The sequence below is a fragment of the Halalkalibacter sp. HAAS-P014 genome, from assembly GCF_056619965.1.
In genome coordinates, this window is the sequence record NZ_JBWQTV010000003.1 from 21,906 (window position 1) to 42,213 (window position 20,308).

Annotated in this window: 25 protein-coding genes; 24 read left to right on the top strand and 1 reads right to left on the bottom strand. The window is 37.7% G+C overall.

Annotated features, from left to right (window positions below; genetic code table 11):
- The first annotated feature begins 57 nt into the window (after positions 1–57).
- Positions 58–954, top strand: a complete 897-nt coding sequence (locus AC1FXZ_RS02680; protein WP_480050734.1) for a patatin-like phospholipase family protein — start codon at positions 58–60, stop codon at positions 952–954.
- Between the two features lie 120 nt (positions 955–1,074).
- On the opposite strand, the gene AC1FXZ_RS02685 is transcribed toward AC1FXZ_RS02680, so the two are convergent.
- Positions 1,075–1,482 carry an SA1362 family protein gene (locus AC1FXZ_RS02685; protein WP_480050736.1) on the bottom strand — a complete coding sequence of 136 codons (408 nt, stop codon included), beginning with the start codon at positions 1,480–1,482 and terminating at the stop codon, positions 1,075–1,077.
- Between the two features lie 441 nt (positions 1,483–1,923).
- On the opposite strand from AC1FXZ_RS02685, the gene AC1FXZ_RS02690 reads away from it, so the two are divergent.
- From AC1FXZ_RS02690 to AC1FXZ_RS02800, 23 genes are all read left to right on the top strand, one after another.
- Entirely contained in the window at positions 1,924–2,409 is a 486-nt protein-coding gene (locus AC1FXZ_RS02690; RefSeq protein WP_480050738.1) for a YqhR family membrane protein, read from the top strand.
- A 96-nt stretch (positions 2,410–2,505) separates the two neighbouring features.
- Positions 2,506–3,576: a M24 family metallopeptidase gene (locus tag AC1FXZ_RS02695; RefSeq protein WP_480050740.1), complete on the top strand. Its 1,071-nt coding sequence runs from the start codon at positions 2,506–2,508 to the stop codon at positions 3,574–3,576.
- Positions 3,577–3,718: 142 nt separating this feature from the next.
- Positions 3,719–4,276 (top strand): elongation factor P, encoded by a 558-nt coding sequence (gene efp / locus AC1FXZ_RS02700; protein WP_480051090.1) that lies wholly within the window; start codon positions 3,719–3,721, stop codon positions 4,274–4,276.
- 212 nt (positions 4,277–4,488) lie between these two features.
- Entirely contained in the window at positions 4,489–5,883 is a 1,395-nt protein-coding gene (locus tag AC1FXZ_RS02705) for an MFS transporter (RefSeq protein WP_480050742.1), read from the top strand.
- 209 nt (positions 5,884–6,092) lie between these two features.
- Positions 6,093–6,374, top strand: a complete 282-nt coding sequence (locus tag AC1FXZ_RS02710; RefSeq protein WP_480050744.1) for a YqhV family protein — start codon at positions 6,093–6,095, stop codon at positions 6,372–6,374.
- 18 nt (positions 6,375–6,392) lie between these two features.
- The gene (gene spoIIIAA / locus AC1FXZ_RS02715; protein ID WP_480050746.1) at positions 6,393–7,325 is read left to right on the top strand and encodes a stage III sporulation protein AA; all 933 of its coding nucleotides are present in this window, start codon (positions 6,393–6,395) and stop codon (positions 7,323–7,325) included.
- A gap of 2 nt (positions 7,326–7,327) precedes the next feature.
- A complete protein-coding gene (gene spoIIIAB / locus AC1FXZ_RS02720) occupies positions 7,328–7,834 on the top strand; it encodes a stage III sporulation protein SpoIIIAB (RefSeq protein WP_480051092.1) in 507 nt (168 codons plus the stop codon).
- A 20-nt stretch (positions 7,835–7,854) separates the two neighbouring features.
- Positions 7,855–8,061, top strand: coding sequence for a stage III sporulation protein AC (gene spoIIIAC / locus AC1FXZ_RS02725; RefSeq protein ID WP_034630453.1), 207 nt, complete (start codon positions 7,855–7,857; stop codon positions 8,059–8,061).
- A 14-nt stretch (positions 8,062–8,075) separates the two neighbouring features.
- Positions 8,076–8,465, top strand: a complete 390-nt coding sequence (gene spoIIIAD / locus AC1FXZ_RS02730; RefSeq protein WP_480051094.1) for a stage III sporulation protein AD — start codon at positions 8,076–8,078, stop codon at positions 8,463–8,465.
- Positions 8,466–8,493: 28 nt separating this feature from the next.
- Entirely contained in the window at positions 8,494–9,681 is a 1,188-nt protein-coding gene (gene spoIIIAE, locus AC1FXZ_RS02735; protein WP_480050748.1) for a stage III sporulation protein AE, read from the top strand.
- Between the two features lie 48 nt (positions 9,682–9,729).
- Complete coding sequence (gene spoIIIAF, locus AC1FXZ_RS02740; RefSeq protein ID WP_480050750.1) at positions 9,730–10,395, top strand: stage III sporulation protein AF; 666 nt, start codon at positions 9,730–9,732, stop codon at positions 10,393–10,395.
- The gene (spoIIIAG, locus tag AC1FXZ_RS02745; protein WP_480050752.1) at positions 10,392–11,057 is read left to right on the top strand and encodes a stage III sporulation protein AG; all 666 of its coding nucleotides are present in this window, start codon (positions 10,392–10,394) and stop codon (positions 11,055–11,057) included. Before spoIIIAF ends, spoIIIAG begins: the two co-directional genes overlap by 4 nt.
- A complete protein-coding gene (locus AC1FXZ_RS02750; protein ID WP_480050754.1) occupies positions 11,057–11,680 on the top strand; it encodes a SpoIIIAH-like family protein in 624 nt (207 codons plus the stop codon). Before spoIIIAG ends, AC1FXZ_RS02750 begins: the two co-directional genes overlap by 1 nt.
- 244 nt (positions 11,681–11,924) lie before the next feature.
- Positions 11,925–12,296 (top strand): hypothetical protein, encoded by a 372-nt coding sequence (locus tag AC1FXZ_RS02755; RefSeq protein ID WP_480050756.1) that lies wholly within the window; start codon positions 11,925–11,927, stop codon positions 12,294–12,296.
- A 272-nt stretch (positions 12,297–12,568) separates the two neighbouring features.
- The gene (gene accB / locus AC1FXZ_RS02760) at positions 12,569–13,063 is read left to right on the top strand and encodes an acetyl-CoA carboxylase biotin carboxyl carrier protein (RefSeq protein WP_480050758.1); all 495 of its coding nucleotides are present in this window, start codon (positions 12,569–12,571) and stop codon (positions 13,061–13,063) included.
- Between the two features lie 15 nt (positions 13,064–13,078).
- On the top strand, positions 13,079–14,437 hold the full coding sequence (accC, locus tag AC1FXZ_RS02765; RefSeq protein WP_480050760.1) for an acetyl-CoA carboxylase biotin carboxylase subunit: 1,359 nt from the start codon (positions 13,079–13,081) through the stop codon (positions 14,435–14,437).
- Between the two features lie 40 nt (positions 14,438–14,477).
- Positions 14,478–14,879, top strand: a complete 402-nt coding sequence (locus tag AC1FXZ_RS02770; RefSeq protein ID WP_480050762.1) for an Asp23/Gls24 family envelope stress response protein — start codon at positions 14,478–14,480, stop codon at positions 14,877–14,879.
- Positions 14,880–15,249: 370 nt separating this feature from the next.
- On the top strand, positions 15,250–15,645 hold the full coding sequence (gene nusB, locus AC1FXZ_RS02775; RefSeq protein WP_480050765.1) for a transcription antitermination factor NusB: 396 nt from the start codon (positions 15,250–15,252) through the stop codon (positions 15,643–15,645).
- Between the two features lie 25 nt (positions 15,646–15,670).
- Positions 15,671–16,516, top strand: coding sequence for a bifunctional methylenetetrahydrofolate dehydrogenase/methenyltetrahydrofolate cyclohydrolase FolD (folD, locus tag AC1FXZ_RS02780; protein WP_480050767.1), 846 nt, complete (start codon positions 15,671–15,673; stop codon positions 16,514–16,516).
- A gap of 9 nt (positions 16,517–16,525) precedes the next feature.
- Positions 16,526–17,872: an exodeoxyribonuclease VII large subunit gene (gene xseA, locus AC1FXZ_RS02785; RefSeq protein ID WP_480050769.1), complete on the top strand. Its 1,347-nt coding sequence runs from the start codon at positions 16,526–16,528 to the stop codon at positions 17,870–17,872.
- 16 nt (positions 17,873–17,888) lie between these two features.
- On the top strand, positions 17,889–18,122 hold the full coding sequence (locus tag AC1FXZ_RS02790; RefSeq protein ID WP_480050771.1) for an exodeoxyribonuclease VII small subunit: 234 nt from the start codon (positions 17,889–17,891) through the stop codon (positions 18,120–18,122).
- Between the two features lie 3 nt (positions 18,123–18,125).
- Positions 18,126–19,010: a polyprenyl synthetase family protein gene (locus AC1FXZ_RS02795; protein ID WP_480050773.1), complete on the top strand. Its 885-nt coding sequence runs from the start codon at positions 18,126–18,128 to the stop codon at positions 19,008–19,010.
- Between the two features lie 692 nt (positions 19,011–19,702).
- On the top strand, positions 19,703–20,308 hold the full coding sequence (locus AC1FXZ_RS02800) for a hypothetical protein (RefSeq protein ID WP_480050775.1): 606 nt from the start codon (positions 19,703–19,705) through the stop codon (positions 20,306–20,308).

Genomic DNA, 20,308 nt, shown 5'->3' on the forward strand with positions numbered 1-20,308 from the left:
TTTTTTAGGTTGTCCTACTTTCTTATGTTCATAAGGATGAAGTGGGAGGCGATATTCATGAAAGTTGATGGTGTGTTTGCAGGAGGCGGTGTAAAAGCATTCTCCTTTATTGGTGCTCTCCAAGTGATGGAGGAGAAAGGTTATGAATTTGATCGTATTGCTGGAACAAGTGCAGGCTCTATTATTGGTGCACTTATAAAAGTAGGGTATACGAGTGAAGAGATATTTGAGTTGCTTGATAATTTAAAACTTGAGAAATTTAAAGATGAACGAATGTCTATTCTTCCTTTTGCTATTACTAAGTGGATACATCTGTATTTTAGACTCGGATTGTATAAGGGAAATGAACTGGAGAAATGGATAAATGCAGCGCTGGAGAAAAAAGGGGTTAAAACCTTTGGGGACATTCCTAAAGGGTCATTGAAGATCATTGCATCGGATTTAACAAAAGGGAAGTTACTTGTTTTACCCGATGATTTACAGAAGTATGGAGTAATTCCAGAAAAATTTCCTATCGCGAGGGCAATCCGAATGAGCTGTAGCATTCCATACTTTTTTGAACCAGTAAAAATCTATGACAGAGCTAGTGGTGGCAGAGCATCATATGTTGTTGATGGTGGGTTATTAAGCAATTTCCCAATGTGGTTATTTATGGATGGGAATCCAAAAAGGTGGAAACGTCCAGCGATTGGGTTCCAATTAAAACCAGAATTAAGTGAAATGCCTCCTAAAAAAATTAATAATGCCATCACGATGTATCGTGCCTTATTTGAAACAATGACATCCGCACATGATATCAAGTATATAGACGAAGACCATGCGCGAAATATAGTGTTTATTCCAGTTCTTAGTGTGAAAGCAACAGACTTTGAATTATCAGAGGAACAAAAAGAGAAATTAATTGTACTAGGAAAGGAAGAAACGAACCACTTTTTAAAAAGATGGAGTTACTAATTTAATCAACATAAGTGTTTAAAATTTATATAGGTCATTCAACATTTCAGAAACGATATTATTAACAACGACAGTATTAGATAATAATAATACTTATAAAAAAAAAGAAGAAACGAGCAATTAAAAGAAAGCTCGTTTCTTCTTTTTATTTTTCTTGCCTTCAATGACGGTTAAATTATGCCCATCTCGTCGAGGTTTCGAACGAACTATCTGCTTCTTAGCTTTTACGACATTTGTTTGCTTTGGTTTAAATACAGCCTTAGGAGCAGGTGAAGTTTGCCGTTGGGCACTTGTTCGTTTGGCTTTCCGGAGTTGTGCTCTGTTCGGACCAGATTGAGAAGGGAATAAAGGTGTGCCGTACCTCCGAGACATAAACCAACGATAAATAAGAAAAATAACAGCGATAAACCCTATCATCATTAAGATTCTAGTGAAAAAACCGACTGGATTAAAGATAAGTTCGTAACCAAGCCCAATAACAGCAAAGAACAGAACAGCTGGGATGATGTATTTCATTACTGACCGCATGTGTCTACACCTCCAATAGTATTATTGATGATCAAAGGCTTAACAATCTCTGTTGTTTGTAAACTTAATATTAGGGGACTCCAACAGGTAAGGTAAGTCTCGTTCGTACTGTAGTACTTTATGCTTATCGCCTGTTGTTGGCGATTAAAGGAGTAATATAGGTATCACGTGCAATACTAATTTTATTGTTTTTATAACTAATAACAATTTAGCTATTTCAAATACCTCTTTATAAAATAATTTCTCCGGAGTGCGAATAGTTTAGAACATTTATAGTTTAATTCTACACCAATTTGGTAAAATCCTCTATGGTAAGCATTACTCGAAAAAACATTTTTTTATAGTATACCCTAGATTGGGTGGTTTCATTCTATTTGGACAACTTAAATTTCATGACTTTTAAGCTTTATTCTGGACATACTAAAAGTGGAGGTGGACATTGTGGAAAAACAACAAATTGAAAGGAACAAACAGGAAGAGCAAATGTCTTTTCCAACAAAAGTAACGTTAATAGGTTTATTTGGGGGGCTTATATGGTCACTTGTTGGCTACTTTGCTTTTTATTTTAATTTTATTAGAGTAGGTCCTGCTTTAGCCTTAATGCCGTTTGTTATAGCAGATTGGAAGGATACGTACATTGGTCAGCTTGTAGGGGTTGCTGTGATCTCTGTTATCTCTATTGGTATAGCTTTTTTATATAAAGTTCTATTACAAAAAATTAATAATTTGTGGGCGGGTGTAGGATTTGGATTAGTTTTATGGTTACTTGTTTTCTATGTGTTAAACCCATTTTTCCCAGGTCTAAAATCGGTTGCAAACCTTGATTTTAATTCGATCATTACATCGATCTGCCTGTATGTCCTATATGGTGCATTTATTGGTTATTCTATATCTTATGAATATGCAGAACAGTATAAGAGTGAATAGGCTTCAGTATCAAAAACTGCTTTGTTCGCTTAGGGTTTGTGCTACAATAAATTAGTAAAAACAAACCGGAAAATATAGGTAGAAAGAGGGAAGCAGATGAATCGTATTGAAGCATTACGAAATAAGTTAAAAGAGCATCAATTAGAAGCGTTGTTAGTGACAAGTAACTACAACAGACAGTATATGACACAATTTACTGGAACGGCTGGAGTGGCGCTTGTCACATTAGAAAAAGCGCTATTCATAACAGACTTTCGTTATATTGAACAAGCGAAAGAACAAGCAAAAGAGTATGAAATAATTCAGCATACAGGTCCGATTTTCGAAGAGGTAGGAAAACAAGTAGAAAAGTTAGGGTTGGAAAATATTGGGTTTGAAAAAGCACATCTTACATATGAAGGACATGAAATCTACTCTAACCATTTAAAGAATGTTACATTAATTCCGGTGGCAGGCTTAATTGAAAATATAAGATTAATTAAAGATGAACAGGAAATTAACATTATTCAAGATGCTGCAAATATTGCAGATGCTGCGTTTGATCATATTATAAATTTTATACGTCCAGGGCTAACAGAATTAGAAGTTTCAAATGAGTTAGAGTTCTTTATGAGAAAACAAGGTGCTGTTAGCTCATCTTTTGATATCATCGTTGCGTCCGGCTACAGATCAGCGCTTCCTCATGGAGTAGCGAGTGAGAAAGTAATCGAAAAAGGTGAATTAGTCACCTTAGATTTTGGCGCCTATTATAAAGGGTACTGTTCAGATATTACAAGAACCGTTGCAGTTGGGAATGTAAGTGATGAACTGAAGAAGATTTATCACACAGTATTAGAGGCTCAGTTAAGAGGTATGAATGGAATTAAAGCTGGCATAACAGGGAAAGAAGCAGATGCTTTAACAAGGGATTATATTAGTGAAAAAGGCTACGGTGAATATTTTGGGCATTCGACTGGTCATGGCCTTGGTATGGAAGTGCATGAAGGTCCAGCTCTATCAATGAAATCACAAACAGTTCTTGAGCCAGGGATGATTGTTACAGTTGAACCGGGTATTTACATCGCTGGCGTAGGTGGAACCAGAATTGAAGATGATGTACTAATTACGAAAGAGGGAAATCGTTCTTTCACGCATTCTCCAAAAGAATTATTAATAGTAGGTGAATAATTTCTGTCGATACGATTTGGATTATTGCAGTATTTGCATAGTTTTTATATAGTAAATTAGTAAAGAAACTTTTACCAAGCTGTGGTATAGTAAAGATTGTGACTGATCGTCGAAGCATGGATAAGATATGGAGGAATTAATGATGATTTCTGTAAACGATTTTAAAACAGGTCTAACGATTGAAGTGGACAACGGAATTTGGCAAGTCATAGAATTTCAACATGTAAAGCCAGGAAAAGGAGCCGCTTTTGTACGTTCTAAATTGCGTAATCTTCGTACTGGGTCGATTCAAGAAAAGACATTCCGTGCAGGAGAGAAGGTTTCTAAGGCACATATTGAAAACCGTCGAATGGCTTATCTTTATGCTAGTGGAGACATGCATGCGTTTATGGACAATGAGACATACGAACAAATTGAGTTGCCGACAGCTCAAATTGAACATGAACTACAATTTTTAAAAGAAAATATGGTTGTTCAAATCATGACGTATCAAGGTGAAACGATTGGTGTTGAAGTACCAAATACCGTTGAACTTGAGGTGACTGAAACAGAACCTGGAATTAAAGGAGATACAGCTTCGGGTGGTACGAAGCCAGCAACATTAGAAACTGGTTTGACGGTACAAGTGCCATTCTTTATTAATCAAGGTGATGTGTTAGTTATTGATACGCGTAGTAGTGCCTATGTTTCCCGTGCATAATAGCTCTAGTCTGCTCATTTACTGAGCGGGCTTTTTTGTTTTATTGATTTTGATTTGTAACTAAAGTAACTTGCGACCTATAGCGCAAAATTGAATAATCTTGTAAAATTATAATTATTGATAATAAGATATTTAGGGATACTTGCCCTGTAATATTTCGACAAGCGAAATATTTATGTGAATGGATGCAACAAAAGATAGGAGACTGAAATATGACAACTTTAGTGGAAGAAAACAAAGTAAAAAAGATGTTGGATCAATCGGATAAGAAAAAATTGATAATCTTACTTTGTATCGCCCTCTTGTTTTCAGTAATGAATGCAACAATGTTTATGGTTGCTGTTCCAGAAATTGCAGCATATTTTTCCTTAATGCCCTCTCAAGTAAGTTGGGTGGTTACAGGATATGTTATTTTTTATGCCATCTCTGCCCTGATATACGGGAAGTTAGCAGATATTTATTCTTTTAAAACTCTTTTAACAATTGGAGTTAGTTTATTTGCTGCAGGGTCATTACTCGGTTTCTTTTCAATAAATTTTGTTATGGTGGTAGGTTCAAGAATGATTCAAGCGTGTGGTGCAGCCGCGATTCCTGCACTTGTTTTTTTGGTGCCATCACGCTACTTCCCTAATGAGAAAGGGAAAGTTCTAGGTATTGTTTCCTCAACGATGGCCTTTGCAGCCGGCGTAGGTCCGGTTATTGGTGGTTTCGTTGCAGGTGCATTTCATTGGAAATATTTATTTTTGATTTCCATGTTTGTATGTTTGACCATACCATTTTTTAGAAGGTTGTTACCTGATGAAAAGAAGAAGGACGGCAAAGTCGATATACTAGGTGCTGTGTTAATGGCAGGAAGTGTTTCGATGATTATCACGTTCATAACAACATTATATTGGGCTTCTTTTCTATTGTTTCTTCTTTTTATTAGTTTATTTATTTGGAGACTTGTTAAAGCAACAGATCCTTTTATCCCCCTTAGTTTATTCGTAAATATTCCTTTTCGGACAATGATTCTAGTAGTTTTTTTAGGAATGGTAACGATGAATGGTGTTATGTTTATGTTGCCGATTCTATTAAATGATAGTAATGGATTAGGAACACAAGGAATTGGACTTGTCCTATTTCCTGCAGCAATTTTCGCTGTTTTTATTGGTAGATTAGCTGGTTTATTGGTAGGACGCTTTAGAACCAAAACAGTTTTGTATATAGCTTTTATCGTGATGAATGTTGCTTTTTTTGCTCTATCAACATTAAGTGGTGCTACAGTGTGGATTTTTGCTCTAGCGATTATATTATTTTATGGTGCGTTTCCAATTTTACAAGTTTCTACAGTGAGCTTAGTTACTTTAAGTTTACCAACTGAGAAAGCGGGAGTAGGGATGGGGATCTATAACCTTATCAACTTTATATCAGGAGCGTTTGGAGCGGCTATTATTGGGAAGATCCTTGATCATAATATTAAAAGTGGTGTGGAGTGGAAGGTAAATCCATTTTCAATCGCTGTAGGTGATGCGCTCATTTATAGTAATATATTTGCTGGGTTTATTTTCCTAACGCTGTTCACTTTCATTATTTTTTATTTGGGATATAGAAAGTCTGTGGATTAATACTTAATTTAAAAGTTAGTTATAGTACCAAAACAATATAAATAAGCTGTTAGAGACAATTAGTAGGCTCGATATCAATATAAAGGTTTCTTTCATTGCTTAAAGGCTGCAGAAAAAGGTGCACTACCATTTTCTGTAGCCTTTTTTTGTTCTGAATAGACTCCTTCATTCATAAGGTTGTACAAAGCGAATATTGTTGAGGTGGAAGAATGAAAACTTGGTTTTATACAATCGAAATGACACTACTAATAATGGTTGGCCTAAGGGTATTATCAGGGCTGATCGAACTAACAGTAGCGGGGTTGATTCTTAAATTTAATAGTATTGAAAAAGCTGTCGCATTAAATGCAATGCTCGCCATTATTGGTCCCACCATTTTTATCACCTCTGTCGCGTTAGGGTTAATAGGAATGTCAGATAGGTTGTCGGTATCAAAATTTGTTTTTATTGGAGCAGGGGTTCTATTAATTCTTATTGGAATTAGAAAATAAGAAAGGGATGAAGGTGACATGTTACGAGATATAGCATCAATCTTACCAGAAAATATACGAGAAATAATTAACCAATTAGAAGCTGAAATCATACAAAAAGTTGAAGAAATTCGCCTTCGAGTTGGCCGGCCTCTTGAAGTCATTGCCGGAGGCCGGCCATATTACCCAACATTACAACAACGGCATTATCTTGTAAGAGCAGAGGATGCTAAATATTTAATGAATCAACTAAGCCAGTATTCAATTTATGCCTTTGAAGAAGAATTGCGGCGTGGGTTTATTACTGTTAAAGGTGGGCACAGAGTTGGCTTAGCTGGTAAGGTGGTCCTCGATCACGGACAAGTAAAAACTTTAAGAGATATAAGCTCATTTAATATTAGGATTGCTAGACAGTCTATTGGTGTGGCTGAGGCCCTCGTATCAAAATTGTATGATCAAAGGTGGTTAAATACGATCTTTATCGGACCACCTCAAACTGGAAAAACAACGATGTTGCGTGATGTAGCACGATTAATTAGTCAAGGTATGCCAAGTCGTAATATCGCCCCTCTAAAAGTGGGGATCGTTGATGAACGTTCAGAAATTGCAGCAAGCATGAAGGGGGTTCCTCAATTAGAATTAGGTCCAAGAGTCGATGTTTTAGATGGATGCCCAAAGGCAGAGGGAATGATGATGCTCATTCGCTCGATGAGTCCTGATGTCATTATTGTCGATGAAATTGGAAGAGAAGAAGATGTTATGGCGATTCAAGAGGCTCTCCATGCTGGTGTAAAAGTAATGACAACAGCCCACGGTTTTTCAGTTGAAGATATCGAACGTAGACCTGCTTTGAAAACATTAATCGAACTAGGTGTCTTTGAACGGAGTGTTGAACTGACAAGAACAACGAGAGCGGGTGTTGTGAGAAGAGTTCGAAATCAAGAGCGAAAAGATGTGGTGGCAGTGAAGTGAAGATGTTTGGTGCTGTCATAATTATTATCACTGCAACATGGATCGGCTTTGAATGTGCAAAGCGACTTAGTGAAAGACCTAAACAACTCCGCCAGCTAAAGGTAGCTATTCAGTCACTTGAAGCTGAGATTATGTATGGACTAACACCGCTAGCTGAAGCAAGTGAGCATGTGGCGAAACAAATGCCAAAGCCTTTATCGAGCTTTTTTGAGTGTTTTTCCAAACGACTTTTAAATCAGCAAGAAACAGCATTTGAAGCATGGGAGAAAAGCATAAATGAAACATGGGCACAAACCTCAATGTTAGATAGCGAGAGGGAAGTGATGATGCAGTTTGGCGCAACGCTCGGTCAACATGATCGTGATCAACAACAAAAGCAAATTAAGTTAACGCTAGCTCATCTAGAGCGTGAAGAGCAAGAGGCAAAAGATCGCCAACATCGATATGAACGAATGATCAAAAGCTTAGGGTTTCTATTTGGGCTATTAATAGTCATTCTGATGTTGTGACGGACAGGAGGAGGAGAGTTGTGGTGTATGATGTTAACACCATTTTTCAAATAGCAGGAATTGGAATTGTTGTTGCAATGATTCACACGGTCCTAAAGCAAATGGGTAAAGAAGATTGGGCCCATTGGGTTACCCTTATTGGATTTGTTGTTGTGCTATATATGGTAGCAACAATTGTAGATGACTTGTTCCAGAAAATTAAAGGGGTATTCCTGTTTCAGGGGTAAAGGAGTGAGTTGCGATTGATATTATCCAAATTGTCGGGTTAGGACTTATCGCAACCTTCCTAGCCCTAGTCGTAAAAGAACAAAAACCGTTATTTGCATTTATGCTAACAGTTTTTGTTGGTGTTCTAATATTTCTTTTTCTTATAGATGAAATTGTTGAAATTATAAAGATGCTTGAAGAGATAGCAGATCAAGCAAATATGAATATGATGTATTTACAGACGATCTTAAAAATAATTGGAATAGCGTACATAGCAGAGTTTGGTGCGCAAATTGCCAAAGATGCAGGACAAGCTGCAATAGCTTCTAAAATCGAACTTGCTGGAAAAATACTCATTTTAGTGATGGCAATACCAATCTTAACAGCAGTAATTGAAATGGTTCTCTCTCTTTTACCAACGTAGAGAGGGGAGGTAGATTGGGGGGACAAGCGTGAATAAACGGTTCATCGTTCAAGGAATAATCATCGTTATCGTCATATTACTGTTTGCGCCACTCAGCTCAGCTGAAACTGAACCGGAACTACCTGATGAACAAGGGTTTGTAGAAAAGCAAATAGAACAACTACAGCTCGATGAAATCCGAACTTTTTGGGAAGAAATTTCAACAGAATATGGTGGCTTTCTTCCAGAAAGTCAAAAAGGGTCATTTATGGAGTTTGTGCGAGGAGACAAACAATTTTCAATTAAAGAGTGGGCGATTGGTTTTGTTAAGTTCTTACTACACGAGTTGTTAGTAAATGGGAAATTACTTGGTTCACTCATCTTATTAACGGTTTTCTGTATGGTGCTACAGTCTCTTCAAAATGCTTTTGAGCAACAGACAGTAAGCAAAGTAGCATATGCTATTACTTACATGGTACTAATGCTGATTGCTCTTAATAGTTTTCATGTAGCGATATCTTATGCTCAAGATGCAATTAACAGTATGGTACATTTCATGATCGCAATGCTCCCTTTATTATTAGCTATGATGGCTGCTATTGGGAATATCACTTCTGCAGCTTTGTTTCATCCTTTAATCATCTTTCTAGTGAATACAAGTGGCTTGTTGATTCAACATATTGTACTGCCCCTCTTGTTCTTATCAACAATTCTGAGTATTGTCAGTACACTCACAGATCATTATAAAGTTACGAAACTAGCTACTTTTCTTAGAAATATTGCGATCGGAGCATTAGGCGTTTTTCTAACAATTTTCTTAGGAGTTATTTCAGTACAAGGTGCAGCAACTGCTGTATCCGACGGGATTACAGTTAGGACAGCCAAATTTATTGCAGGGAACTTTGTTCCAGTTATAGGGCGAATGTTCACAGATGCAGCTGATACTGTTTTAAGTGCATCCCTTCTATTAAAAAACACAATTGGTATTGCTGGTTTAGGAATATTACTGATGCTCTGTGCCTTTCCGGCGATTAAAGTATTATCACTAGCACTGATCTTCAATTTATCTGCTGCTATTCTTCAACCGTTAGGGGGAGGCCCCATTACTGAGTGTCTATCCATCATTGGAAAAGCGGTAATCTTTGTTTTTGCTGCTATGGCAGTTGTCTGTCTTATGTTTTTTTTAGCAATCACGATTATGGTGGCAGCAGGTAACTTATCTTTGATGATTCGCTAGGAAGTACAAGCTTCACATAGCATAATTCGCTAGAAAGGAGAGAGTACCTTGGGCTTTTTGACGGAATGGCTAACGAATATTATTCTACTTATTTTACTTGCAACAATATTAGAATTGATGCTGCCAAATTCGAATATGCAAAGGTACGTCAAAATGGTTGTAGGTTTGCTCTTGCTAGTTGTGATGCTGCAACCGATATTGTCTATTTTTACTGAAGATGTTGATGAATGGCTCTTTTCTCTTTCGCGTGAGGCAGAGCGGACAGAAGAGACAATAAATGAAACAATAAATTTACAAAAAAGAGAAATAGATTTGGGAGTACGTGCATATACCTTAGAACAGGTGGCTGTCCAATTAGAAAGACAAGTTGCAGAGACACTGAAAGATCAACACTCGCTTCAAATTAAGCAAGTCGAAATTGAACTTGATAGTGATATTGATGAAGCAATGGATGTCACGCAAATTGAAGAGCATATAAATGCGATCCATGTTTCCGTTCAATCACTAAGTACTCTAGCTGATACTGAACAACCAAGTTCAGAAGATGTTTCGCCTATTGAAGTTGTTCGGATTGACACATCTGAAACGATTGACAAGGAAACAGATGATACGAGTTATGATCTAAAATCTGTTCAGCAATTTCTCTCAGAAAATTGGCAGATCACTGAAGAGAAGATCTTACTAGCTTGGGAAGGGGGGAAACAAGCGCAATGAATCACGATGAACAGAAGGATCAACAATGGCTACAAGCCCTATTTAAGAAGCCGGGGAATGGAAAGAAACGATTGCCTCTCCATTATATTTTGCTTCTAGGATGTTTAGGTGTAGCGCTCATGATTACGGGCAACCTTCTGACAAATCCAACAGAAGATGAAGAACAATCCTTACCCGTCTTTAGTGAAGAAGAGGAAGAAGCTGAACCAGCTTTTGGGAGAGAATCATCATCAGCTGAACCTAATTCGATGAGAGACTATGAAATGCGCTATGAAAACCAGTTGAAAGAAGTGCTTGAACAAATAGTCGGCATTTCCGATGTGTCGGTGATGATTAATCTAGCTGATACAGAGCGTAATGTGTATGAAAGAAATACGAATGAAAAGCAGCAAAACACGGATGAAACAGACCGTGAAGGAGGCACGAGGCAAGTTGAAGATATCACTCGTGACGAACAGCTTGTTATCATCCGAAATGGTGATAAAGAAGAACCCATCCTAATTCAAAAAGAGAAACCGAATATTCGGGGGGTCCTAGTAGTTGCTAAAGGAGTTGAAAATGCCCAAGTGAAAAGTTGGGTTGTCGAAGCAGTAAGTCGTTCACTTGATGTACCAAGTCATAGAGTTTCGGTAATGCCGAAGAAAACAAAGGAGGATTTATAATGGTATTAAAAAAACAAACGGTTTGGTTATTAACAATGTTAAGTTTAATTATCGTTCTTTCTGTGTATTATGTACAATCTCCGGGGCCTGTACCAGGTGAAGAAGTAGCATTTGATGAAGTTCAAGAAGAATCTGATATGGATGCAAATATGGATATGGACTTAGAAGAAATTATTGAGGGCGATGCTAATGAAGTAGTTGTGAATATCGCTGAAGAGATTGAGGAGGCTGAGGCTGAAGAAACGGAGTCAGGTGTGATTTCAAGTATTTCGACGAATGAGGCTTTTGCATCGATTCGTATGGAACTACAAGCATCTCGAGATCGCATGGCTGAAGAATATACACAAATCGTCGCTTCAGCTGATGCGCCGGCTGAATTAAAATCACAAGCACATGATAAAAGCATCGAGTTACAACGATTAGCACAGAAAGAATCGCAATTAGAGACACTTATTATTGCAAAAGGTTTTGAAGATGCTCTAGTGATGGCAGAAGAAGATCAAGTTCGTGTCATTGTTCAAACAGATGAGTTGTCGCCAGAACAAGCAAATGAAATCTTAAGCATGACTTATGATCAATTAGGTCAAAATAATATTACAGTTGCTCACCAATCATCGAATTAAATAGATGTAAAGCCATCATTTTGGAAGGACAATGAAAAAGGGGAAATGGTACCTTAATCAATGGCCTCTATAATGGTGGCTTTCTCTTTTGTTGTTTTACAAGCTAGATTGACGATTCAAAGTTATGGTAGCTTGCTCTAGGTTATAAACTGAACTATTCTCATAATTCACTAAAAAACTCGAGATGCATCACTATATTCTTGTATGATATAATACGCAAAGTAACCAAAAAGGAGCGATTGCTATGGAATGGAATGATTTAACAGAAGGCGCGAAAGCCGTGCTAGAACAAACACGGAATATCAAAAATGATAATATCCAAATCGTTGAGTTTGAGATTGGATTTGAACAAATCCCTGAAGAAGGCGAAGAAGATACATACGCTATTTCAATTCAAGAAGAAGATTATAAAAACCTTAAACGATATACACAGGAAAATGAGTACGGTGATAAATATCATATGGCAAGAAATAAAGACATCGTAAAAATTATCCTTTTAGAAAATGGGAAAATTCCAGATAATTTATCAGAATTCCCAGTGTTTCGCCAATATAAAAAAGATGCGTTAGTAAAAAACGAAGTTGCAGAAAGTGAAACAAACGCTGCAGAAGAGTAATAGATTGGTGGTCTTTGTCTCATAAGGTTGTATACCCCTTAAAGACGCAGGATCTGGTATCTAATTTTATTTATGATCACGTTGGACGTGTTTCGAAAGCATGTGTTGAGGCAGCCCATTCATTGTGATGCTAGGCAAGAAATTACATAGAAGGGTTTTAGTAAACCTTGTAGAAAATTAGTAATAGTAGATAAACATGGTATAATACGTTTAAATATTTTGAGAGATCCCTTTTTAGTATCATAACGGGAAGTATAGAGGAGTGCATTCGTATGTTAAAAGTTCAAGAGTTAAAAGAATTAATTAAAGCACTTGATCAATCAAATGTCGATGAATTAAAGTTTGAGCAAGATGGGACAAAACTAGTTCTAAAAAAAGAAAAAGCAGCTGTCCAAGAAAAGGTTGTAGAGGTTTCAAGAAATATACCAGCACCGTCACCTGCTGCTCCACCATTACAAAAGGAGGAAGCTTCAGCTGTCACACAAGTTCCAGAAGCGTCAAATGAACAAAAAGTTGTAAAAGAAAATGTACATACAATTACATCGCCGATGGTAGGGACGTTTTATGCAGCACCGTCACCTGATTCTGACCCATATGTAAAACAAGGGGATCAAGTGAACGAAGATTCTGTCGTTTGTATTGTGGAGGCGATGAAATTGATGAATGAGATTGAGGCAGAAGTTAAAGGGAAGATTATAGAAGTCCTTGCTGAAAACGGTGAGTTAGTAGAATACGGACAACCTTTATTTGTTGTCGAACTTGCTTAATATAGGAGAGATACGATGATAAAAAAGGTCTTAATTGCAAATCGTGGGGAAATTGCAGTGCGAATTATTCGTGCTTGTCGAGAGTTAGAGATTGAAACAGTAGCTGTTTATTCAGAAGCAGACAAAGACTCTTTACACGTACGTTTGGCAGATGAAGCTGTTTGTATTGGTCCAACACCTTCTAATAAAAGCTATTTAAATGTAACAAATATTATGAGTGCAGCTACTTTAACAGAAGTAGATGCAATTCATCCAGGTTATGGGTTTCTAGCTGAGAATGCAGATTTCGCCGAAATCTGTACAGCTTGTAATATCACCTTTATTGGACCGAGTCCTACTGCTATTAATCAAATGGGAACAAAAGATGTAGCCAGAAAGACGATGGAAAAAGCAGGGGTCCCAATTGTACCAGGGTCTAAGGGGATCGTTGACACAGTAGAAGATGGTCTTGCAGTAGCAGAAGAGATAGAATACCCAGTTATTATCAAAGCAACTGCTGGGGGTGGAGGAAAAGGAATTCGTGTTGCTAGAAATCCCGAAGAACTTAAAAAAGGAATGAACATCACTCAGCAAGAGGCTGCAACAGCCTTCGGAAACCCAGGAGTCTATCTCGAAAAGTTCATTGAAGACTTTAGGCATGTAGAAATCCAAGTGCTTGCTGATAATCATGGGAATGTCATTCATTTAGGGGAAAGGGATTGCAGCATTCAACGTCGTTTACAGAAGTTACTGGAAGAGACTCCTTCTCCAGCAATTTCTCCTGAGACTAGACAAGCTATGGGTGAAGCGGCTGTTAATGCAGCAAAAGCTGTAGAGTATTCAGGAGCTGGAACGGTAGAGTTTATCTATGATCATAATAACGGGGATTTCTATTTTATGGAAATGAATACTCGGATTCAAGTTGAACATCCTGTTACAGAAATGGTTACCGGAGTGGATTTAATTAAAGAACAAATTCGCGTAGCAAGTGGTAAGGCGCTTTCGCTTACGCAAGAGGATGTGACCTTTCAAGGTTGGTCGATTGAATGTAGAATCAACGCTGAGAATCCAGCTAAGAATTTCATGCCTTCCCCTGGCAAGATCACAAACTATTTAGCACCAGGTGGGCTAGGTGTGAGAGTGGATTCGGCTGTTTATCCGGGATATGTGATATCTCCATTTTATGATTCGATGGTAGCAAAAGTTATCACTCATGGAGCTACTAGAGAAGAAGCAATCGCGAAGATGAAGAGGGCTCTAGAAGAATTTGAAGTTGAAGGTGTTGAGACTACCATTCCATTTCACCTTCGTCTTTTGAACCATGAAACCTTTGTTTCGGGTGATTTTAATACAAAGTTCCTCGAAAAGTATGATGTTATGTCAATGAAACTCTAAATGATAATAGTAAAAGTATATAATTTAGGAGGGAAATAGAATGAATGAGAACCATATTCTCGAATTAGAAGAAAAAAATTCAGAACTCGGGAAGGTCGAGATCTCACCTGAAGTAATTGAAGTTATTGCAGGGATTGCTGCATCTGAGGTTGATGGAGTAGCGACAATGCGAGGAAACTTTGCTACTGGGGTTGCAGAGAGGTTAGGTAGAAAAAATCACGGAAAAGGTGTAAAAGTTGAATTAGGTGAAGATGGTATAACCGTGGATGTATCTGTGGTTATTTCGTACGGAGTAGCTGTTCCGGAAGTGGCAAACCTTATCCAATCAAATGTCCAACAAGCCTTACGGACGATGACAGCGATCGAACTTCAAGCAATTAATGTTCATATAGTTGGTGTTCAATTTGAAACAGCAGAATCACCTGAACAAGAGGAAGCTTAAAAAGTAAAATTCTAAGGTTGTCTCAAGATCAAGTTCTGGCCTATAAGACACAGAATACTGTGCTATGTAGAGAGCTAAATCTTAAGAGACAACTTTTTTTATGGGAAGAGGCGAATAGATAGTAATTGGGTTCTATTTTTTCCTTTTACATTCTAAATGAGCAACCGTTTATGGTTGTTTTTTGCTTTTTGAATCAAGTTTTTTTGGGCTATAATAGTAATGGCTGAAGAGATAGAGGTATAGCGCGAAAGTATGGATTAAAAAACATCAGAAATCAATAATTTTCAAATAATTCAATGTAAATTGTTCTGTTTTCACTCTACGTGTTATGCTATTATCAACATATTAAACGTACAAGGGAGTTTGACTAATGAATCGAAGAGTAGCAAGACTGAGAGCTGCACAAGCACTCTATCAAATAGACTTAACAGAGAGCGACATAGATGTTGCTATCAATAGCGTGGTGGATGAAGAAGAAACACCAAGTCCATTTATGCTTGACCTTATACGTGGGACGGTTGAACATAAAAGTGAAATTGATCCTATTATCTCATCAAGTCTTCAAGGATGGACAATTGAACGAATGGGTCTAGTTGATAGAGCGATTGTACGTATGACACTTTATGAAATGAAATACATTGATGACATTCCTGTTAAAGTAACCTTTAATGAAGGAATTGAACTGGCTAAGGCGTTTGGTGGGGAAGAATCAGGGAAGTTTGTAAATGGTGTATTGCAAAAAGCGATTGAGAAGTTGCAAGATTAGTTTGAATTAAGGGAGTGGAATTGTTATGACAGCATTTTTATTAAATGGAAAAGAACTAGCAGCTAAAAAGAGAGAACAGTTAAAAAGAGACGTAGAGCAGTTGGCCACGCAAAATATAGTACCAGGATTGGCTGTGATCTTAGTAGGAGAAGATCCAGCTTCGCAAACATATGTAAGGGCAAAACAAAAAGCTTGTGAGCAAGCAGGAATTCATTCAGTATTAATTGAAAAACCTACTACAATTTCTGAGGAAGAATTATTAGCAGAGATTGATCAACTAAATAAAGATGAGTCAATTGATGGGATTTTAGTGCAATTGCCTATCCCAGAACATATTTCTGAACAGGCTGTTATTGAGAGGATTTCGCCGAATAAAGATGTAGATGGGTTTCATCCAATAAACATCGGAAAGATGATGACAGGGGAAGATACCTTTTTACCATGTACTCCTTTTGGGGTTGTAGAAATGCTAAAAGAAGCTGAAATAGATCTAGTTGGTAAACATGTTGTCGTTGTAGGACGTAGTAATATTGTTGGAAAGCCGGTTGGACAGTTATTGTTAAATGAACATGCAACAGTTACATATACACATTCTCGCACAAAAAATTTACGTGAAATGACAAACCTTGCAGATATTTTAATTGTCGCTATTGGGAAACCGAAATTCATTGCTGCTGATGATGTAAAAGAAGGTTCAGTTGTGGTTGATGTAGGAATTAATCGAGTCGATGGAAAGCTTTGTGGAGATGTTGATTTTGAGAGCGTAAAAGAAAAAGCTTCTTACATCACTCCAGTTCCTGGAGGCGTAGGACCTATGACCATTACAATGTTACTTGAAAATACCGTTTTATCAGCAAGAAAACGATTGTAGGAGTACAAAATGACGACTAAGAATGTATTAACGATATCTGAAGTGACTCGTTATATAAAATCACTAATGGAAGAAGATGTAATGCTCCAAAGTGTTTGGTTAAGAGGAGAGCTTTCAAACGTCAAAATGCATAGTCGTGGCCATATGTACTTTACTATCAAAGATGATAAGTCAAGAATGCAGGCAGTCATGTTTGCAGGACATAACCGGTACTTAGCATTTAAACCTGAAAATGGAATGAAGGTTTTGGTACGTGGAGAAGTAAATGTATACGAACCGTATGGTCAATATCAATTTTATGCAAAGGAAATGCAGCCCGATGGAGTAGGTAGTTTGTATTTAGCGTATGAAAAGCTAAAGGCACAACTTGAAAGGGAAGGGTTATTTGCAGCTGAACGAAAAAAGTCAATCCCTCTATTTCCTGGGCGTATTGCTGTGATTACTTCTCCTACAGGTGCAGCCATACGTGATATCGTTACGACGTTAAAACGTCGCTATCCTATTACGCAAATTACACTTCTGCCTGTTCTTGTACAAGGAGATCAAGCACCTGGATCAATTATGCGCGCTATTGAACAAGCAGATCTTGCAAACTGCTTTGATTGTGTAATCGTAGGTCGTGGAGGGGGATCTATTGAGGAATTATGGGCATTTAATGATGAAGGAGTTGTAAGAGCAATCTCTAACGCGAAAGTGCCAATTATTTCGGCTGTTGGCCATGAAACAGATTTTACGATAAGTGATTTTGTTGCCGATTTACGAGCGCCTACTCCTACTGGTGCAGCTGAATTAGCTGTGCCTGACCAGAAAGAAGTTCTAAAGTCTTTAGCGATTATGAAAAAAAGACTAGAAAAAAACATGAAAGATAGAATAAATTCAGAAATAACCAAGTTGGAACGATTAAAGCGCTCATATGCTTTTCGTTATCCAGAGCAACTTATTCGTCAAAAAGAGCAACAACTTGATGGATTATTAGAACGATTAAAGCGAGCCAATAAAGCAACTTTAGTGGAGCCAGCTAATCAAATAAGGCATTTAGATACAAGGTTAACTAGTTTGCACCCACAAGTGAAAATCAAACAAGTGAAAGATCAAACGAATCAATTGCAGCAGTCATTAATGAAAGTAATGCAAGAAGAAATAAAAAATAAACGGTTTTCTTTTGAAAAAGCCATTGGTGAACTAAATCTTCTTAGCCCTTTACGTTTAATGGATCGTGGTTATAGTTTAGTTTATGACCAAGAAAAGAAAATATTAGTAAAATCTACCCAACAAGTTACTACCGGTAGCAAGGTGAATATTCGTTTGAAAGATGGGACAGTAGCTTGTCGCGTTGAAGAAACTGATTCCTTATAAGAGGAGGGAAATAAGAATGACCGAAAAAAATGAACGTAGCTTTGAAGAAGCAATGAAAGAGTTAGAACAAGTGGTTGAACGTCTTGAGCAAGGGGATGTACCATTAGAAAAAGCGATCTCGATGTTTCAAGAAGGAATGGCATTGTCAAAGCAATGCCATGAAAAACTTGAAAAAGTTGAAAAGCAGATGGACCAAATCCTCCATGAAGATGGAGAGTTGGAATTGTTGAATTTTCAGGAGGATGAGTAAATAGTGGGTTTAGAACTAACTTCTTTTTTAAAGGAAATAAATGAGCGGATAGAAGACCGATTTCCTATACACTTAGAACGTTTAACTTCTCCTAGTAACTTGGTAGAGGCGATGGCTTATTCGTTAGCTGCTGGGGGAAAGCGCATTAGACCGGCCTTGCTACTTGCAACGTTAAAAAGTTTTGATAAGCCAATCGAAAAAGGGTTAGATATGGCTTGTGCAATTGAGATGATTCATACATATTCACTTATACATGATGACTTACCAGCAATGGATGATGATGATGTAAGACGGGGGAAGCCAACAAACCATAAAGTTTTCGGAGAAGCGCTAGCTATTTTAGCGGGGGATGCTCTACTTACATACAGTTTTGAGATTGTTGCTCAAATGGACGATTTATCTCCTCAGCATAGATTACAGCTAATTCAAGAGTTAGCAAAGTCAGCAGGGCCTAAAGGGATGGTAGGTGGGCAAGTAGCTGATATGGAAGGAGAAAATAGATCACTTTCCTTGGAAGAGCTAGCTTACATTCATCACCATAAAACAGGGGAACTCCTTACAGTATCGATTGTTGCAGGTGCTATTATTGCAGGAGCAACAGATGATGATATCAGACATTTACGATTGTTTGCAAAGGAACTTGGTCTTATGTTCCAAATAAAAGATGACATTTTAGATGTTGAAGGAGATACTGAGACAATTGGTAAACCAATAGGCAGTGATGATGGAAATAATAAAAGCACATATCCTAGCCTACTTGGTTTAAATGGTGCGAAGGCAAAACTTAATGAGCATATGATTAAGGCAAAGGAATATTTATATAAAGTAAACATGAATCATCAATTGCTTTTAACACTGACGAACTATGTGGCAGAGCGTGACCATTAATTCAAGGCTTTTCCATTGAGCTTAGAATTAGCTCATGCTATAATTGCTTATCATGTGAGTGGTGCAGTATTCTAGTCGGTTCTCCATTCTTGAAGGCGGGGCTAAAAATCCGCCAAAGGGCACATCGATGAAGCTCCTTGTTTTGGCTTGAGGCGCCCAGCCTTGGGTCAGAGCTGGGAGAAAAGGTAGTAGGGCGATCCGCAAAGGCATGTGGGCGTTGACCCTCCTACTGTGGAGGCCTTTTGTTCGGTCCATACAGGAGTATGATACCAGGACAAAGGGTATGAACCTGCAAAGGCAAGCTAGGGAGTTTGTCTGCAGCGTAGCCTGCCTTGAGTGGAGTTAGAGGGGATTATGGAAATGAGGTTAAAACCTGTCGGCCAACAGGTTTTGACTTTTACCCATATGAAATCTACTCTGCAAAAGAGGATAAAAGAATGGCAAGGAACTGTTGAGGAAATCTCCTAGACTGTTCATATGACATTTAAAGAGGATTGCAGTGTAGACTAAGTGGTAATCCAGTCTGACGCTTGGTGACAACGTCAAATTCAGTATAAAGGGAAACCACCCTTACGGCGACGAAGGGGACCTGGATTGGGAAATCCTACTGGACCTAAGCTACAGAGTTAACTCTTTAAATGACCACTCCAAAATCTACATAGATTAATATCAAAGGTGATAGATATAAAATTATGAAACCTCTTCAGAAGTCAATACATTGGAGTTTGGGAATCGCCGTTATCACACTAGTGTTAGCGGCTATTTTTTCAGTTATCTCCACGTTTATCTTAAGTGGAGTTACATGGGCAATCGGAATGGTGATTGTCTTTATTATTGTGTTTTTAGGTGTGTTCTTTGATACAATAGGTGTAGCCGCAACTGCAGCAGATGAAAAACCGTTTCATGCGATGGCATCGGAGCGCTTACATGGAGCAAAGCACGCTGTGTTAATTACAAGGAATGCAGATAAATTCGCAAATTTCTGTAATGATGTAATTGGCGATATTTCTGGTATTATTAGTGGGACTGCCTCGGCGTATGTTGTGTTACAATTATCTATTCAATTAGGTTATGGTGAGACATCAATACAACAATTTGCCATTTCGATTCTTTTTACAAGTGTTGTAGCCGCTTTAACGGTTGGTGGAAAAGCAGTCGGAAAAACACTTGCCATTCACTACTCGACTCCAATTATCTATCAAGTGGGTAGATTATTATATTTTTTAGAGGTTAAGCTGAATATAAAAGTAATGTCAAATGGTAAAACAAAGAAAAAAGACAAACTGACTCGAAAGTGA